The organism is Candidatus Planktophila lacus (assembly GCF_002288325.1).
GTDB classification, from domain to species: domain Bacteria; phylum Actinomycetota; class Actinomycetes; order Nanopelagicales; family Nanopelagicaceae; genus Planktophila; species Planktophila lacus.
The window spans coordinates 973383-989432 of the sequence record NZ_CP016780.1 but is presented as its reverse complement, the minus strand read 5'-3'; the positions used below and the strand labels follow the sequence as shown (position 1 = coordinate 989432).

Below are 16050 nucleotides of genomic sequence, written 5' to 3'. Positions count from 1 at the left end.
CTCTTGCCGTACTTTTGCAGTTCTTGCATAGTCTGTTGCAGAAATTTTCAGAGGTTGCAGGAGCGATAAAAGGAGGAGCCATGGCGGGCATTAAAGAGATCGCCGAAGAGGCAGGCGTTTCAACTGCCACGGTCTCTCGCGCTCTGCGCGGCTTTCACCACGTTAACGATGCAACTCGCGCAAAGATCATGGCTGCAGCGGAGAAACTTAATTATCCGATTACTCCAGCAACTAATAAAACCCCACTCGGCAGAACTAACAGCATCGGAGTAGTTGCGCCCTTCATTTCGCGTTGGTACTTCGCGCAAGTAATCAGTGGTGCCGAACAAGCGCTCCGCGAAGCGGGCTTTGATCTGCTTCTCTACAACTTCAGCCAGATGAAAGGCCGCGAACGACTCTTTCAACATCAGCTTCTAAAGGGTCGAGTAGATGCGTTGATCGTAATTAGTTTGCCGCCAACTGAAGAAGAGTTCGACTCGATTTTGAATCTAGGAATACCGGTTTCTTTAGTTGGTATGCACCATAACAAATGTTCTAGCGTTGCAATCGATGATGTTGCTGCAGCAAGAACAGCTACGCAACATTTAGTAAATCAGGGCCACAAGAGAATCGGCTTGATGTCGGGCCATCCGGATGATCCCTTTAATTTCAGTGTGCCACAAGATCGCCGTAAAGGATTTATTCAAGCGCTGCAAGAAAACAAGATTGAATGGGTTCCATCACTTGAGGTCCACGGAGATTTCACCATGCACACGGCAGCAAGAGCGATGGATGATCTATTGGCTCGCCCAAATCGCCCAACTGCAATCTTCTGCGAATCAGATGAGATGGCATTTGGTGCAATGCAAGCTGCTCGCCGCCACGGCTTAAAAGTGCCAGAGGATCTCTCTATTGTGGGTTTTGATGGCCATGAAATGTCTGAATACACCGATTTAACAACTATCGAACAACCAGTGCAGTTAATGGGTGAGATGGCAGCGTGGTCAATTATGGAACGGTTAAGAAAACCAAGCGCTGAACCGCATTCACTAGTTCTTCCAACAACGCTTGTAGTACGAAATTCAACGCGCCGCCTTTCACCAAACGAGGCTTAACTGGCATACTCACGCACATGAGCGATCGCCTAATTTCTGCACCTTCTCTTGCTGAGTTACAGACACATCGCAGCGAGAAATGGCGAGGCTTTACCCATGACATCCTTCCGCTGCCTGTCGCTGAGATGGATTTTCCAGTAGCCGACGGAATTCGCGAAGTTTTATCTGAAATGATTTCGAAATCAGATTTGGGATATCTCGGCTCAATCCCCGAGATGGGTACTTCATTTTCTGGTTTCGCAAAGCGCCGTTGGAACTGGGATGTGGAGCCAACTTTTGTGCGCATCGCAACTGATGTCGGAGTTGCCGTTGTCGAGCTATTGCGTGTATTCGCCAAGCCGGGAGATAAAGTTTTAATCAGCTCACCTGTCTATCAAAACTTCTACACCTGGATTAATGAGACCAAGATTGCAATGGTAGATGTTCCATTTATAAAGAACGCAGAAGAAGCCGATGGAACAGGTTGGAGCCACGATTGGGCCGGCATTGAAAAGGCTTATCAAAGCGGGTTAAAGGTTCATTTACTCTGTAGCCCTCATAACCCAATGGGCAAGGTCTACAGCCGCGAAGATTTACTTCGCATAGTTGCGCTATCCAAGAAGCACGGCGTCATAGTTATCTCAGATGAAATTCATGCGCCGCTAACCTTTAAAGAGCAACCGTTTACCCCATTGTTAGCACTGGGTGAAGATGCCGCTGAAGTAGGCGTGGCTGTGAACGCGGCTAGTAAAGGATGGAATATCGCAGGGCTCAAATGCGCAATTATAATTTCGCAGAGTGCGAAGATGCATGAGAAGTTAAATGAACTTCCACCTGCCTTGCACTATCGCGCTTCCTTGCTTGGAGCCTTTGCAACGGTGGCTGCTTTTGAAAAAGGCGAGCTTTGGCTAAATACAGTGATTGAACAACTAGATCACAATAGAAAGCTCATCGCCGAACTTATCAAAGAAAAGATTCCAACTATTGGCTACACGATTCCACATTGTTCATATCTGGCTTGGCTTGATGTAAGTAAGTTAAATCTTGGCGAAGATCCAGGTGCTGCAATCGTGGAGCGTGCGAAAGTGGCATTTAATCCGGGCCATATCTATGGCGCCTCCGGAAAAGATTATGTTCGCCTTAACTTTGCAACCAGTCCTGAGATAATTACTGAAGCTTTCAATCGCATGGCTCGTGCGCTTTAAATACACGGGATAAATTAAATACAGATGACTACCGATAAGAAATACGACGCCATTGTTGTTGGCGGTGGCCACAACGGACTTGTAGCCGCTACTTATCTCGCGAAAGCGGGTAAGAGCGTGGTTCTATTGGAAAGCGCCTCCGAACTAGGTGGGGCCACCACTAGCGTGCGCCCGTTCCCTGAATACGACGCCCGTCTTTCTCGGTACTCGTATCTAGTTTCACTACTGCCTGACCAGATAGTTTCGGATTTAGGAATTAATTTTAAGACTTTAGAGCGATCCATCGCTTCATATACGCCCTATGGAAAGGGCGGTAAAGATGGCGGGCTATTGATTTCTCAAAACTGGGATGCTCGAACTGCGGAAAGTTTTCGTGAGCTAACTGGTGGGGATGAAGAAGGCAAGAAGTGGCAAGAGTTCTATAACGAAATAGCTGTACTTGCTGAGCGAATTGCTCCATATATGTTGCAACCCCTTAAATCTGCTGCTGATTTGAAATCTGAAATCGGTCTTCCGGAAGTTTGGAAGTTCATGATGGAGCGACCAATCGGTGAGGTAATTCAGGATCGCTTCCAGGATGATGTTGTTCGCGGCGTCGTGTTAACAGATGCGCTAATTGGAACCTTTACTTCTGCCCAAGATTTGCAGGCAAATCGCTGCTTCTTGTATCACTTGATCGGAAATGGCACCGGGCAATGGCGAGTCCCACAAGGCGGCATGGGCGCATTTGTCACCGAGTTAAATCGCGTGGCGGTATTAAACGGAGTGGAAATTAATTTGAATTCACACGTAACCGATATTGACTCAAGTTCTAACGGAGTTGCAGTCAGTACAGCATCCGGAAATAAATATGTGGCCTCTGATCTCTTGTTTGCTGGAGCGCCACAGACCCTGGCGAAATTGCGTGGCAAGAGGGCTCCCGCATCTCTTGATGGCTCGCAGATGAAAATCAATATGCTGCTATCTAAACTTCCGCGACTAAAATCTGGAGTAGATCCAAAGTTAGCCTTTGCAGGTACCTTCCATGTTAACGAAACATATTCACAGTTAGAAAAGGCTTACCAAGTTTCAAAGCTTGGTGATATCCCGAGTGACCTGCCACTTGAAATGTATTGCCATACCTTGACCGATCCAACAATTCTTTCGCCAGAGTTAAGCCAGCGCGGATTCCATACCTTGACCCTCTTTGGTTTACATACTCCGGCTGCGCTCTTTGATGCAGATCCAAGTGGTGCAAAAGAGGCGGCTAAAGCTGCGGCAATTTCTAGCCTTAATCAATATTTAGAAGATCCAATCGAATCTGTACTAGCTGTCTGCAGAGATGGCTCTCTCGCAATTGAAGCAAAATCTCCAATCGATTTGGATAACGATCTTGGCCTGCCGCGCGGAAATATCTTCCACCGCGATTTAGATTTTCCATTTATTGATGGAACCGAGAGCGCCCCAATCAAATGGGGATCTGAAACAGATGATTCCCACATTTTTCTGGCAGGCGCTGGTGCGCGACGTGGAGGCGGAGTAAGCGGTATCGCTGGCCATAATGCAGCGATGGCAGTGCTGGCAAAGGATTAGGCTTAGGTCATGAATTTAGATGAAGGGCTCAGCCCCGAGACGATCGCAATTACCGCGGGCCGTCCAACAGTAGGTCCAGATAGTTCTTTGAATCATCCAATCTCACTTAACTCAACTTTTGTTGCAGGTGGAGCAGTTGGTTATGGTCGCTACGGAAATGAGACGTGGCTTGCGCTTGAAGAAGCGATCAGCGCGCTAGAAGGCGGACGCACTCTGGCTTACTCATCTGGAATGGCTGCTGTCACTGCAGTATTTTCAACTCTTCCTGTTGGTGCAAAGGTAATCGCATCTAATCAAGGTTACTCAGGAACAATGACTCTGCTCAACAACTATGCCACAGCAAATCGCTTAAAGGTTTCTTTTGTATCTGTTGCTGATACATCAGCAGTTATCAATGAGTTATCCGGTGCAACGCTGCTCTGGATCGAATCTCCAACTAATCCAGGTTTAGAAGTTGCCGATCTTCCCGCACTCATAAAGGCGGCAAAAGAAAAGGGCGTAACGGTTGCGGTAGATAACACTTTTGCCACTGCTCTAAGTCAGAAGCCACTAGGCCTAGGTGCAGATATCGTCATGAATTCTGTGACAAAGTATTTAGCCGGACATAGCGATGTTGTACTTGGCTCACTAAGCACTGAAGATGCTGTGCAATTTAAGACGTTAGAAGATGCGCGTAAATTTAATGGATCTATTCCTGGTCCCTTTGAAGCTTGGCTGGCGCTGCGCGGTATTCGCACCTTCCCGCTGCGCTTTCAGAAGTCCTGCGAGAACGCTCTTGAACTTGCCAAGCGCCTGAGCGCGCACCCATTGGTGAGAAACGTTAGATATCCAGGTCTGCCTACTGATTCGCAACATGAAAAAGCGAAAGCTTTTATGAAGAGTTTTGGAGCAATTGTCTCCTTCGAATATGTCGGTAGCGCTGAAAGTACAGACAAAGTCTGCGCCTCTTCCAAGATAGTTACTTATGCAACCAGCCTTGGTGGAGTTGAATCACTTTGGGAGCGACGTCGTCGCTGGCCCATCGAAAGTTCTAGCGTCCCAGAAACCTTGATCCGTCTCTCTGTCGGCTGCGAAAACGTTGAAGACCTTTGGGCTGATATCGACTCCGCGTTGCACGCTGCTAAATAAGGAAATTCTCCGCGATAGGTAGTATTTTTAGGTTATGAAATTCTTCCGCAGAGCGTTGGCGTTCTTCGCCGTGCTGGCTGTCGCCTTTCAGGCGGTAGGAAGTTTTCTCTCATGGGCACAGCGCCAAGAAGATGCGCCAGCTGATGCTTGGATTGATGAAGATGAAGATGAATTTGAGGATGCATAAGTGAGCCAAACGGAATACATACCCGGTACTTGCAATATCGGTGGGGGAGAGCTCACTCGGCGTCGAATGGTCGCGGTTCTAGGTTTGATTCTTACCTTATCTTCAGCGGCGACTCTCATCTCTACCGAGGCAAGCCGGCAATCTCGCTTGGGAATTTTCTTGCCCGCGCTAGTCATGTCAGTTGGCTGGGTGCAATCTCGTAAACGTTTCTGCCTTGCTTATGGATTTGCAGGTACATTCAATTTTGGAACTCTCGGTAAACTTTCAAAAGTTTCAGATCAGGCAGATCGTGCAGCAGACCGAAAAACTGCGATTAAGATCTTTGCCCAGAGCGCACTTTATGCGGCGTTGGTCACTGCTGCCGTAGTAGCGCTACCTCTTTAAAGGGCTTTATTTTCTGATCTAACTCTACCCAAAGCAGCTAATAAGTGGAATGGTTATAACCACTAAGTCGTTACATAGGGAGAGAATATGAAGATTGTTATTCATGCCCGTCACGCAGAACTCGCTGAAGATTTTCGCGAGATTGCCCATGAAAAGCTAATGAGCATGGAGAGATTTAACGTCACCATTGACCGTGTTGAAGTAGAGATCTTGCATGAACAAAATCCACGTCAAGGAAAACACGCACATCGAGTGATTTTAACTTCCCATGGTGCGGGACCGCTGATGCGAGCAGAAGCCGCAGAGTTTAATGACCTTGCTGCATTTGATGAAGCGATTAAAAGCTTTGAACTACAAATTCGCAAGCATCACGAGAAATCAAAGAGCCACGATCGCGAAACTTTAAGAAATAAACCTCTTGCAGATATAGATTAATTTGATGCTGGGCTTGGTGAAATACCAGTTTGTGGTTTCTTGCTTTTCTCCATGCGTGGCGCTTTAGCAGGTGGAGTTGGCGGTACTGGAGCTGGTCCGAGCGCTTCAATTGCAGCATCTCTGATTGCAGTCGCCGCGATAACAGCGCTCTGTTTCGCCACAGCGCTCTGACGCTTTTGGAGTTGAGTCTGACCCGGTGCGCTCAAAGATTTTGCATCAGATAAAGCTTTATCAACGCTCTCTTTAAAGGCTTTGTTGATTGCCCTTCTCGCGGCTTCATAAGCTTTTACCGCTTCAGAGAATGTCTTTTGATCTTGCTTAAATTTCTCGATTGCAGATTTAAAGTCTTTATTTACTTCGGTCTGAGATGGAGAGTTTGGATTCTTATTGTCAGCGCTTGCTAACGGTAGCGCCACGAATGAAAAGGCAATAACAAGAGCAGATACTGCCGCTGTTCTAGTCTTATTCACCTGGCTCCGCTTTCTCGAGTACAACTTTATTAATTAGCCCTAAGTATCAAGGTTAAGTTTGTGAAATTTCGGTGAAAACACCTTTATCGAAGAGATTTCTGCGAGAGGCTTGGCTATTTCATCGCCGACATGAAAGGCTTAGCGCATGGCTGAGATGATTTTGATCGTAGATGATGAGGCCGGAGTTCGCGAGTTATTGGGCGATGCTCTACGTATCGCGGGCTTTGAGACAGCCACCGCCTCAGATGGAATGTCAGCGCTGACGGCAATTAGAAATAAGAAGCCAGACCTTTTGATAATTGATATCAATATGCCGCTGATGGATGGCTTCGAGTTAGTTGAAAGGCTTCGCTCTACCGGAGATAACACGCCAGCTCTGATGCTTAGCGCGCGGGCAGATCGTGCAGATGTAACGCGCGGATTAACTCTTGGCGCAGATGATTATGTAACTAAGCCATTTGGCTTGGAAGAACTTCTTTTGCGAGTTAAGGCAATTTTGCGTCGCTCACAGATCTCAACATCAAGCGGCACAGATCTTACGTGCGGTCCGATAAAGGTAGATGAAGCAAGCCATACCGTCTCCTTTGCTGGTGAGTTAGTCGATCTCTCCCCAACTGAATTCCGACTTTTGCAAGTTTTGGTTGAAAATAAGAATCGAGTTTTAAGTAAGAGTTTGCTTCTTGATGAAGTATGGGGAATTACCTTTGAATCTGAGAGCACCGTTGCAGATACATATATCTCTTACCTTCGTAAGAAATTGCATCGCGATGGATTTGAGGGGATCAAGACTGTGAGAGGCGTTGGCTTTGTAATACAGGAACCCAAACCGCAGCCAAAATCTGAGCAGAAATAAGCATGAAGAAGTCGGGTAGCAAGTTCGCAGTAATCTCAATAATCGTAACAACAGTTCTTTCAACACTTATTGGGGGATATGCAACCCTTGCTGCCCGGAGTGCGGATTTAGCGCAGATCGATCAATCACTTAAAAAAGTTGTAACTAGGGTTAACGCCTTTCCATCGGAGGCAATATCCGCTGCGATCTTGACTATCGAGGATGAAAGTTTGGATTTAACTCTTTCTCTAGTCACGCAAGAGGGCGACGAGACGATCATTAACGAATCTCATTTAATCTACCCAGGTATTACCGATTTAGCTTTGGTAAGAAAGGGTTTGGCTGGCGCTTTCACGACCGCAAAACCTACAGAATTTCGTTTTCAATCAGCGTCAATTGCTGGAGGCGACTATCTAGTAATCGCATCATCACTTGATAAGTTAAACGAAAATTTCATATCAAATTTGAAGAACCTTGGCATATTCACCGCTGGGGCCGATGCGCTAGCTATATTTTTCTCGATCTACTTCTTAAGACGGCACAACCGTGGGTTAGATGCCCAGGCGCTGCAACGTATGCAGAGATTTTTAGGTGATGCTTCGCACGAGTTAAGAACTCCGCTTACCGTCATTAAGGGCTACAACGAGATGCTTAGCAAGGGGCAATTCACGCAAGTTTCAGACCAGGCGCGCGCATTTTCTAGAGTTAGTTCTGAAATTGAGCGGATGGAGAGTTTGATACATGATCTCTTACTTCTTGCCGAACTCGGAGAGAGCAAGCCTGTAAATTTTGCAGAAGTTGATTTCGACGAGCTAGTTAAAGCCCATCTCAATGATTTCCAAGTGTTAAATACCTCGCGGACAGTTACTACTGCAATACCTGATGATTGCTTGGTTCAGGGCTCTCGCGATCATCTAAGTCGCTTAATACAAAATTGTCTTTCAAATATTCTCCGCCATACTCCGAGCGATGCTCCCGTCTCTGTTTCACTTCGCAATATCGGAAAACGCGCAGAGTTAAGGATCGAAGATGGAGGTCCGGGACTACCCGATTCGGCATATGGAAGTGAAATCAAATTTATGAATAGATTCGATCCATCGCGCTCACGCGAAAGTGGCGGTTCAGGCTTGGGTCTGAGCATCATCGCAGCGATAGTTCAAGAACATAGCGGTGAACTTGAACTCAGTAAGAGCCAATTAGGCGGATTAGCAGTAACAATCAGGATTCCGAATTAGCATCAGCAAGTAACTTCCAGAATTACGGTACTTTAATTACATGGCTACGTCGCTCGCTGATGCGCTCAATGAAATCGTAGAGAAGCTCGGTAAATCCGATAACTTTGTCAGACTTGTTCTCTCGGGAAGGCGGCGCAATATGCAGACCCCTAACGAACGAATTCATGTAAAGCCTGTACTAATCAAAGGTGAAATCAAATACCAGGTAGCCCTGAGCGATGGGCGAGCAATGACTACTAAGAATTACTCACCACATGAGTTTCTGAAGTTAGGTCTGCTTGAAGCCGGCTTTGCCAATATCCATCTAGAAGAAAAAGATCAATCAATTTCACTTCGAATCACCAAGAAAGGTGAGGCGCTGATAAGCCGAGCTAGCGGTGAATTTAACGCCGATCTTTCGCATGATCGAAATAAGAGCCGACTGCTTGATCCGTCGGATCCTTTCCTAATCGAAATTGGGATATCAGACTCTGGCGGAAAAGTTAAAGCCAGCAAGAACGATAAATACTTACAGGTGGAAGAGTTTCTTAGACTTTTGGTTCCGTCACTTAATTCGGCAATTGAAGCCGGGCATATTAATAAACCAGATGAGAAAAGCCCATTAACCATCGTCGATCTCGGTTGTGGTCATGCCTACCTAACCTTTGCTGCCCACCAGTACTTACGTAGTCAGGGAATTGCAGTCAAAGTAATTGGTATTGATATTCGCGAAAGCGCACGCGCTAGAAATAATGAAATTGCCAAGAAGTTAGGTATTTCAGATTCGATTGAGTTTAGAGCCGAAGAAATTTCTGAGACAACCCTGAAGAGCGCAGATGTCGCGATTGCACTACACGCCTGCGATACGGCAACTGACGATGCTCTTGCTTGGTCAGTGATGACAGGTGCGAAACTGGTATTGCTTGCCCCATGCTGTCACCACGATATTCAAGCCCAGATGGTTGAGATACCTGAACCTTGGTCAATGATTACCAAGAACGGAATAATGAAGGAGAGATTGGGCGATCTAATAACCGATGGTTTACGGATACAAATAATGAAGCTATCTGGCTATCGCGTGGAAGCAATTGAATTTATTGGGGGAGAGCACACCCCGCGAAATTTGATGATTCGCGCAGTAAAGACGGGCGCAGTTGCCGATTCATCTGAGGAGAAGCGCTATCAGGAGATGCTCTCGCTCTGGAAAGTTAAGCCTGCGCTAGCAGCCCTGCTCAACCGATAGACTTACACGTATGTCTAAAGTGCTTGCATCTCTTCCTGTCGGCGAAAAAGTCGGCATCGCGTTCTCCGGTGGCCTCGATACTTCGGTGGCCGTTGCTTGGATGCGCGACAAGGGTGCGATTCCCTGCACTTACACGGCAGATCTTGGCCAGTATGACGAGACAGATATCGACTCAGTACCAGTTCGCGCAAAAGAATATGGCGCCGAAATATCTCGACTCGTTGATTGCAAAACTTCTCTAGTTGAAGAAGGCCTTGCAGCAATCGCTTGCGGTGCATTCCATATCCGCTCTGGCGGAAAGCAATATTTCAATACAACACCTCTTGGCCGCGCAGTAACCGGCACCTTGTTGGTTCGTGCGATGTTGCAAGATGCAGTTGAAATCTGGGGAGATGGTTCGACTTATAAGGGTAACGATATTGAGCGCTTCTATCGTTACGGTCTATTAGCTAATCCAAATTTGAGAATTTATAAGCCTTGGTTAGATGCTGACTTTGTTCGTGAACTCGGTGGCCGTAAAGAGATGTCCCAATGGCTTGTTGCGCACAATTTTCCATATCGTGACAGCGTTGAAAAAGCTTATTCAACAGATGCCAATATCTTGGGTGCAACGCACGAGGCTAAAGATCTAGAAAACTTAGATGTCTCAATTGAGATCGTAAATCCAATTATGGGCGTTAAATTCTGGGATTCCTCAGTTGCGATCGCATCTGAAGATGTAAAGATCCAATTTGTGCAAGGCCGCCCGGTTGCGATTAACGGAAAAGATTTCAGTGACGTTGTTGAACTCATGAAGGCCGCTAATGAAATTGGTGGTCGCCACGGCCTAGGCATGGCCGATCAGATCGAAAATCGAATCATCGAAGCTAAGAGCCGCGGCATTTACGAAGCTCCAGGTATGGCGCTCTTGTTTATCGCCTACGAGCGTTTGCTAAGTGCAATTCACAATGAAGACACAATTGCTAACTATCACGCAGAAGGTCGCCGCTTAGGTCGCCTGCTGTATGAAGGTCGTTGGTTAGATCCACAATCTTTGATGTTGCGGGAATCATTGCAACGTTGGGTGGCATCTGCCGTTACTGGTGAAGTAACAATTCGCCTGCGTCGCGGCGATGATTTCTCAATCATCAACACAACTGGGCCTGCGCTTAGCTATCACCCTGAAAAATTGTCGATGGAGCGCACTGAAAATGCTGCTTTTGGTCCGGTTGATCGCATTGGTCAGCTGACCATGCGCAACCTTGATATCGCAGACACCCGCGCCAAGCTTGAGATGTACCGCGATCAAGGCCAACTTGGTTCTGGAGAATTTAAGTTGATCCAAGAAATTGGTGAAGGAGAAAAGAAGTAATGAAGAAAGTATTAGCACTATTTGCTATTTGTACCCTTTTACTAACCGGATGTGGAGAAAAAGAAGTGAGCGCTTCATCAGATAACTTGCCAACAGTCACAACTAATCAAGGAGAGGCGCCAACAATTGGGGCTCCTGCCGGTAACCCACCAACAACCTTGGTAACAAAAGACATAATCGTCGGCACTGGCGCAGAAGCGCTTCCAACTTCAACCATGACCGTGCATTACACACTTATGACTTGGTCAAATGGTCAGTTAATCGAATCTTCATGGAACGGCGGTTCTCCTGCAACCTTCCCATTGGCAAATGTGATCGTTGGTTGGCAGCAAGGTATTCCGGGAATGAAAGTTGGTGGACGACGTTTGCTAGTTATTCCACCTGATCTAGGTTATGGCGCACAAGGCGGCGGACCAATTGGACCAAATGAAACTCTAATCTTCGTAGTCGATGCGATAGGCGTTGCTTAATTTTCTTGCATATAAACCCAAGGCGTTAATCCGCCATAACCGCAAGGTTCGAGAAATGGCTTGTTTTTAACTTCCACCTTGCGGTGTATGATCAGCGTGTTGTTTTTCGGGGTCGATGTAATTTCGAACCGGCAGTGAAAGTCTGCGACCCGGTCATAGCCAATGACCGGTGGATTGGGTGTAATTCCCGAACCGACGGTTAAAGTCCGGATGAGAGAAAACCAACGTGTAGCTGTCGCACCCTTTGCGCAATTAACTTTGCTTCAAGGGTTTAGTGCGTCGGCTGCCACCGCTTTTTCCACCCCCGAGATGCGACACCAAATCTCGATAAAGGGTGTTGAAGATGAACCAAGTATTAAGTGCAGAAGCTGCGATGGCGCGCGCCATCGAGTGTGCTCACCTTGGCCTTGGTAAGACTTTCCCAAATCCAATTGTTGGCGCAGTCATCACAAGCGCAACGGGTGAATTCATCAGCGAAGGTTTTCATCAGGGCGCAGATCATGCTGAAGTAGTTGCGATAAATGCGGCAAAGAGTATCCCAGCAGGTGCAATCATTTATGTAACTCTTGAACCATGTAACCACCAGGGCAAAACTCCACCTTGCACACAAGCGATTATTGACGCCGGAATTAAAAAAGTTGTTTATGCAGTTGGTGATCCAAATCTGATTGCTGCAGGGGGAGGAGAATACCTTCTTGCGTCGGGAATTGAAGTTGAGGATGGGTTATTGGAAAGTGAAGCAGCCTTCGATAACCGTGCATGGCTAACCAAGATTGTCAAAGAGCGCCCACGAATTACTTGGAAGATCGCATCGACTATGGATGGCAAAGTTGCTACCGCAGATGGCACTTCTAAATGGATCACTAGCGAACTAGCGCGAGCAGATGTTGCCGTGCTTCGCTCACAAAGCGATGCCATCGTTACTTCCACTGCAACAGTAAAAGCCGATAATCCTTTGCTCACCAGTAAAGGTGCCGGCAAGAACCCGGTCCGTATTGTGATGGGTAGCTCTGAAATTGCTTCAATCTCGCAGATTCTTAACGCCGATTCAGAAACCATTGCCATCAAATCTCGTGATCTTCAAGAGCTAATCACCTTGGCTACGGCACGTGGCTTCAACCAATTGTTAATTGAATCTGGACCAACCTTTGGAACGGCGCTCTTGAAGGCAGGCTTGATCGATGAAGTAATTCTCTATCAGGCGCCAACTTTCTTTGGCTCAGGCACTCCCTCTATTTCAGATTTGGGAGTTGCAACTATTTCAGAGCGCTTAGATTTCGAAATCGCAGATGTTGAAGTAATCGGTGCAGATTTAAAGATCACGCTTATCAAGAGCGCAAACCAAGAAGAAGGTGGGCGCTAATGTTTACAGGGCTAATTCAGGCTGTCGGTCAAGTTTCTGCAATTGCGCGCCAAGAAAGCAGCGCCAGACTGCAGATCAAGAGCGCCGAAATTTGCGCACAAATAGCCCAAGGAGATTCAGTTAGCGTTAACGGTGTCTGTTTAACTGTTACTTCTTTTGACAGCCAGAGTTTTGAAGTAGATGTAATGGTGCAAACGCTCAACTTAACTTCGACAGGTGCACTTGTTGTTGGTTCTCCTGTAAACCTGGAACTTGCTACCCGCACACAAGATCGCCTTGGTGGCCATATCGTGCAAGGCCATGTTGATGGCGTAGCAAAAGTTGCTGGAATCTCGGCTGATAAAGAGTGGACGCGCATGGATATTGCAGTACCTGCCCACCTTATGAAGTACGTGGTTGCACAAGGTTCTATTTGTATTGAAGGTGTATCGCTGACGGTTGGCGAACTAAACGATGGGCTTGATCAAGTATCTGTCTGGTTGATTCCAGAAACTCTAGCTAAGACCAATCTTGCTGCCAAAAAGATTTCTGATCCCCTCAACGTCGAGGTAGATGTTCTAGCAAAGTACGTTGAAAGACTTATTGCACGTGGACAGGATGACAAATGAGTAATTTAGAAAAAGCCTTGTCTGAATTCAAGGCGGGCAAGTTCATCGTCGTAACCGATGATGAAAATCGCGAGAACGAAGCAGATTTAATTCTCCTTGCTGATAAAGCCACGCCTGAAAATATCGGATTTATGGTTCGATACACATCTGGTGTCATCTGCGGAATCATTACTGAGGAAACTGCCAAGAAGCTAAAACTTCCACTTATGGTTAAGCGAAATGAAGATAACCACACAACAGCTTTCACCGTTACGGTCGATGCAATCGCTGGCCGCTCGACAGGTATTCCGGCAGCCGAGCGAGCAAACACACTACGTGCACTTGCTAATGCCAGTTCACTGCCGACAGATTTTGCACGACCAGGACATGTGTTTCCGCTGATATCAGTACCGGGTGGACTACACCAACGTCGTGGCCATACCGAGGCAAGTATGGCTCTATGCGAACTAACTGGATCTAATCCTTGTGCAGTTCTCTCTGAATTAGTAAATGATGATGGATCGATGATGCGCGGTTCTCAGATAACCGAATTTGCCAAAGCGCATGATTTAGAAGTGATCTCTATCGATGAACTATCTCGCGTACTGCCCGAAAAGAAGAGCACTGATATAGCAAGCCTTGAATGGGCAGAGCTTCCACTTGGCAGCGCGCAATGGCAGATCTCCACATATATTTCACCAACTGGAGCAGAACACGCAGTTCTTAAATTTGCCCAGACTCCAAGTAGTCAGCCGGTAGTGCGCGTTCATTCCGAATGCTTAACTGGAGATGTATTCGGATCCAAGCGCTGTGATTGTGGTCCGCAACTGCAAGAAGCAATTCGCCTGATTGAAGAAAACGGCCACGGATATGTCATCTATCTTCGCGATCACGAGGGCCGCGGCATAGGACTTGCTGAGAAAATCCGCGCTTACGTGCTACAGGATTCTGGTCAAGATACGGTCGAAGCAAATATTTCAATCGGTCAGCCTGTAGATGATCGCACCTATGAAGATGCTGCAGAGATCCTTAACCGCTTAAAAGTAAAATCACTAACTTTATTGACCAACAATCCTGAAAAGATTGCCGCGATAAAGGCAACTGGAATTTCTCTAACTACCGCACCACTTGAAGTAATTGCTAACAAACATAACCAGAAGTATCTAGAAACCAAGCGAGATAAGTTAAACCACGCGTTAGGAGCGCTCTAATGGCTGGACATGCCCCCGAAGTAAAGATTCCACAAATGCCACATCTCAAGGCAATTGTTATCACTGCCGCCTGGCATCCAGATATATGTGATGCGCTAGTTGCCGGCGCGGTGCGTGGTTTTAAAGAGTCGGGAATAGCTAATCCTGTAGTTCGCACCGTTGCTGGTTCTTTTGAACTTCCACTTGCTGCACAGTTAGCCTTTGATGAAGGCTTTGATGTTGCTGTCATTGTCGGTCTTGTTCTTCGTGGTGAAACTCCGCACTTTGATTATGTCTGTCAGGGCGTCACTCAGGGCGTAATGGATGTTTCGCTAGGCAGATCTAAGCCAATTGGCTTTGGAGTACTTATGTGCGACAACCTAGAACAAGCGACTGCGCGCGCTGGCCTTCCTGGAAGCAAAGAAGATAAGGGTTATGACAGCGCACTTGCCGCACTTAGCGTGATAAAAAAAGGTTAAGTTGTGCCTGAACTCCCAGAAGTAGAAACGGTTCGCCGCGGTTTAGTCAGCCTGGTTAAAGGTTACAAAATTGTTGGGGCGCATGATTTACATCCACGCGCGCTTAAACCTGAATCAATCGCACCGCTAAAATCAATTCAGGGCGCCAAGATCATCGATTTAAATCGACGTGGCAAGTTTCTCTGGTTTGTTTTGGATCGCCCACAGGTATTAGTTGCTCATTTGGGAATGAGTGGGCAATTCTTAATTCATCAGCAAGGCCATCCCAGAGCAAAGCATGTACGCGCACAGTTTGACCTGACCAAGCAGATGCGCAAGCGCGAGTTAGTTTTTAATGATCAGCGAACCTTTGGTTGGGTATCGGTTGAGGAAACAAATGATGGCGTGCCAAGTTCAGCCCAGCACATTGCGCGCGATCCCTTTGATTCGCATTTTGATCTACAAGAGACGATTGAGAAGTTTGCAAAGCGAAAGATCCGAATTAAAACCGCGCTACTAAACCAAGAAATCATGAGCGGTGTTGGAAATATCTATGCCGATGAAACGCTTTGGCGAGCCAAGGTTCATCCAGAAGTATCTACCGCCGATCTTTCCAAGAAGAAGATCGCATTGATAATTAGTTATGCAACAGAGGTCATGAGTGAAGCGATCGAACAAGGTGGCACATCATTTGATGATCTCTATATAAATGTAAATGGCGAAAGTGGATTCTTCGAACAAGCCCTAGCGGCTTATGGGTGTACCGATGAGCCATGCCCGCGTTGTGGAACACCTATTCGTCGGATCACATTTGGTGCGAGATCATCGCATTTTTGCCCGCGCTGCCAGAAGAAATACAGGTAGATCGCAGGATTAACCAGTAGCGTA

The 16050-nt window shown here is 46.8% G+C and carries 18 protein-coding genes and 1 riboswitch; of the genes, 17 read left to right on the top strand and 1 reads right to left on the bottom strand.

The features are described from left to right. Positions 1-80 precede the first annotated feature (80 nt). The 7 genes from A1sIIB106_RS04975 (at position 81) to hpf (ending at position 5984) form a co-directional block, all read left to right on the top strand. On the top strand, positions 81-1094 hold the full coding sequence (locus A1sIIB106_RS04975; protein ID WP_095677579.1) for a LacI family DNA-binding transcriptional regulator: 1014 nt from the start codon (positions 81-83) through the stop codon (positions 1092-1094). 17 nt (positions 1095-1111) lie between these two features. Continuing rightward, positions 1112-2278: a MalY/PatB family protein gene (locus tag A1sIIB106_RS04970; protein WP_095677578.1), complete on the top strand. Its 1167-nt coding sequence runs from the start codon at positions 1112-1114 to the stop codon at positions 2276-2278. Positions 2279-2302: 24 nt separating this feature from the next. Continuing rightward, positions 2303-3850: a phytoene desaturase family protein gene (locus A1sIIB106_RS04965; RefSeq protein ID WP_095677577.1), complete on the top strand. Its 1548-nt coding sequence runs from the start codon at positions 2303-2305 to the stop codon at positions 3848-3850. 9 nt (positions 3851-3859) lie between these two features. Continuing rightward, the gene (locus A1sIIB106_RS04960) at positions 3860-4978 is read left to right on the top strand and encodes a trans-sulfuration enzyme family protein (protein WP_095677576.1); all 1119 of its coding nucleotides are present in this window, start codon (positions 3860-3862) and stop codon (positions 4976-4978) included. Between the two features lie 34 nt (positions 4979-5012). Then, positions 5013-5165, top strand: a complete 153-nt coding sequence (locus A1sIIB106_RS07155) for a hypothetical protein (protein WP_190277166.1) — start codon at positions 5013-5015, stop codon at positions 5163-5165. Beyond that, positions 5166-5549, top strand: coding sequence for a hypothetical protein (locus A1sIIB106_RS04955; protein ID WP_095677575.1), 384 nt, complete (start codon positions 5166-5168; stop codon positions 5547-5549). An 87-nt stretch (positions 5550-5636) separates the two neighbouring features. Then, a complete protein-coding gene (gene hpf, locus A1sIIB106_RS04950) occupies positions 5637-5984 on the top strand; it encodes a ribosome hibernation-promoting factor, HPF/YfiA family (RefSeq protein ID WP_095677574.1) in 348 nt (115 codons plus the stop codon). Here the strand turns inward: hpf and A1sIIB106_RS04945 are convergent. Beyond that, positions 5981-6454 carry a hypothetical protein gene (locus A1sIIB106_RS04945; RefSeq protein ID WP_095677573.1) on the bottom strand — a complete coding sequence of 158 codons (474 nt, stop codon included), beginning with the start codon at positions 6452-6454 and terminating at the stop codon, positions 5981-5983. The two genes, hpf and A1sIIB106_RS04945, sit on opposite strands and share 4 nt — an antisense overlap. A gap of 145 nt (positions 6455-6599) precedes the next feature. On the opposite strand from A1sIIB106_RS04945, the gene A1sIIB106_RS04940 reads away from it, so the two are divergent. The 10 genes from A1sIIB106_RS04940 (at position 6600) to mutM (ending at position 16026) form a co-directional block, all read left to right on the top strand. Continuing rightward, positions 6600-7307: a response regulator transcription factor gene (locus tag A1sIIB106_RS04940; protein ID WP_095677572.1), complete on the top strand. Its 708-nt coding sequence runs from the start codon at positions 6600-6602 to the stop codon at positions 7305-7307. Positions 7308-7309: 2 nt separating this feature from the next. Beyond that, entirely contained in the window at positions 7310-8521 is a 1212-nt protein-coding gene (locus A1sIIB106_RS04935) for a sensor histidine kinase (protein WP_095677571.1), read from the top strand. A gap of 40 nt (positions 8522-8561) precedes the next feature. After that, the gene (locus A1sIIB106_RS04930) at positions 8562-9743 is read left to right on the top strand and encodes a class I SAM-dependent methyltransferase (RefSeq protein ID WP_095677570.1); all 1182 of its coding nucleotides are present in this window, start codon (positions 8562-8564) and stop codon (positions 9741-9743) included. 10 nt (positions 9744-9753) lie between these two features. After that, positions 9754-11094 (top strand): argininosuccinate synthase, encoded by a 1341-nt coding sequence (gene argG / locus A1sIIB106_RS04925; RefSeq protein ID WP_095677569.1) that lies wholly within the window; start codon positions 9754-9756, stop codon positions 11092-11094. Then, on the top strand, positions 11094-11564 hold the full coding sequence (locus A1sIIB106_RS04920; protein ID WP_095677568.1) for an FKBP-type peptidyl-prolyl cis-trans isomerase: 471 nt from the start codon (positions 11094-11096) through the stop codon (positions 11562-11564). The genes argG and A1sIIB106_RS04920 overlap by 1 nt, the downstream gene beginning before the upstream one ends. Before the next feature lie 97 nt (positions 11565-11661). Beyond that, positions 11662-11790: riboswitch (FMN riboswitch) on the top strand. A gap of 117 nt (positions 11791-11907) precedes the next feature. Beyond that, positions 11908-12927, top strand: coding sequence for a bifunctional diaminohydroxyphosphoribosylaminopyrimidine deaminase/5-amino-6-(5-phosphoribosylamino)uracil reductase RibD (ribD, locus tag A1sIIB106_RS04915; protein ID WP_095677567.1), 1020 nt, complete (start codon positions 11908-11910; stop codon positions 12925-12927). Continuing rightward, positions 12927-13535 carry a riboflavin synthase gene (locus tag A1sIIB106_RS04910; RefSeq protein WP_095677566.1) on the top strand — a complete coding sequence of 203 codons (609 nt, stop codon included), beginning with the start codon at positions 12927-12929 and terminating at the stop codon, positions 13533-13535. Before ribD ends, A1sIIB106_RS04910 begins: the two co-directional genes overlap by 1 nt. Continuing rightward, positions 13532-14725: a 3,4-dihydroxy-2-butanone-4-phosphate synthase gene (gene ribB / locus A1sIIB106_RS04905; protein WP_095677565.1), complete on the top strand. Its 1194-nt coding sequence runs from the start codon at positions 13532-13534 to the stop codon at positions 14723-14725. Before A1sIIB106_RS04910 ends, ribB begins: the two co-directional genes overlap by 4 nt. Continuing rightward, positions 14725-15183, top strand: a complete 459-nt coding sequence (ribH, locus tag A1sIIB106_RS04900; protein WP_095677564.1) for a 6,7-dimethyl-8-ribityllumazine synthase — start codon at positions 14725-14727, stop codon at positions 15181-15183. The genes ribB and ribH overlap by 1 nt, the downstream gene beginning before the upstream one ends. Positions 15184-15186: 3 nt before the next feature. Next, positions 15187-16026: a bifunctional DNA-formamidopyrimidine glycosylase/DNA-(apurinic or apyrimidinic site) lyase gene (mutM, locus tag A1sIIB106_RS04895; protein WP_095677563.1), complete on the top strand. Its 840-nt coding sequence runs from the start codon at positions 15187-15189 to the stop codon at positions 16024-16026. Positions 16027-16050 lie beyond the last annotated feature (24 nt).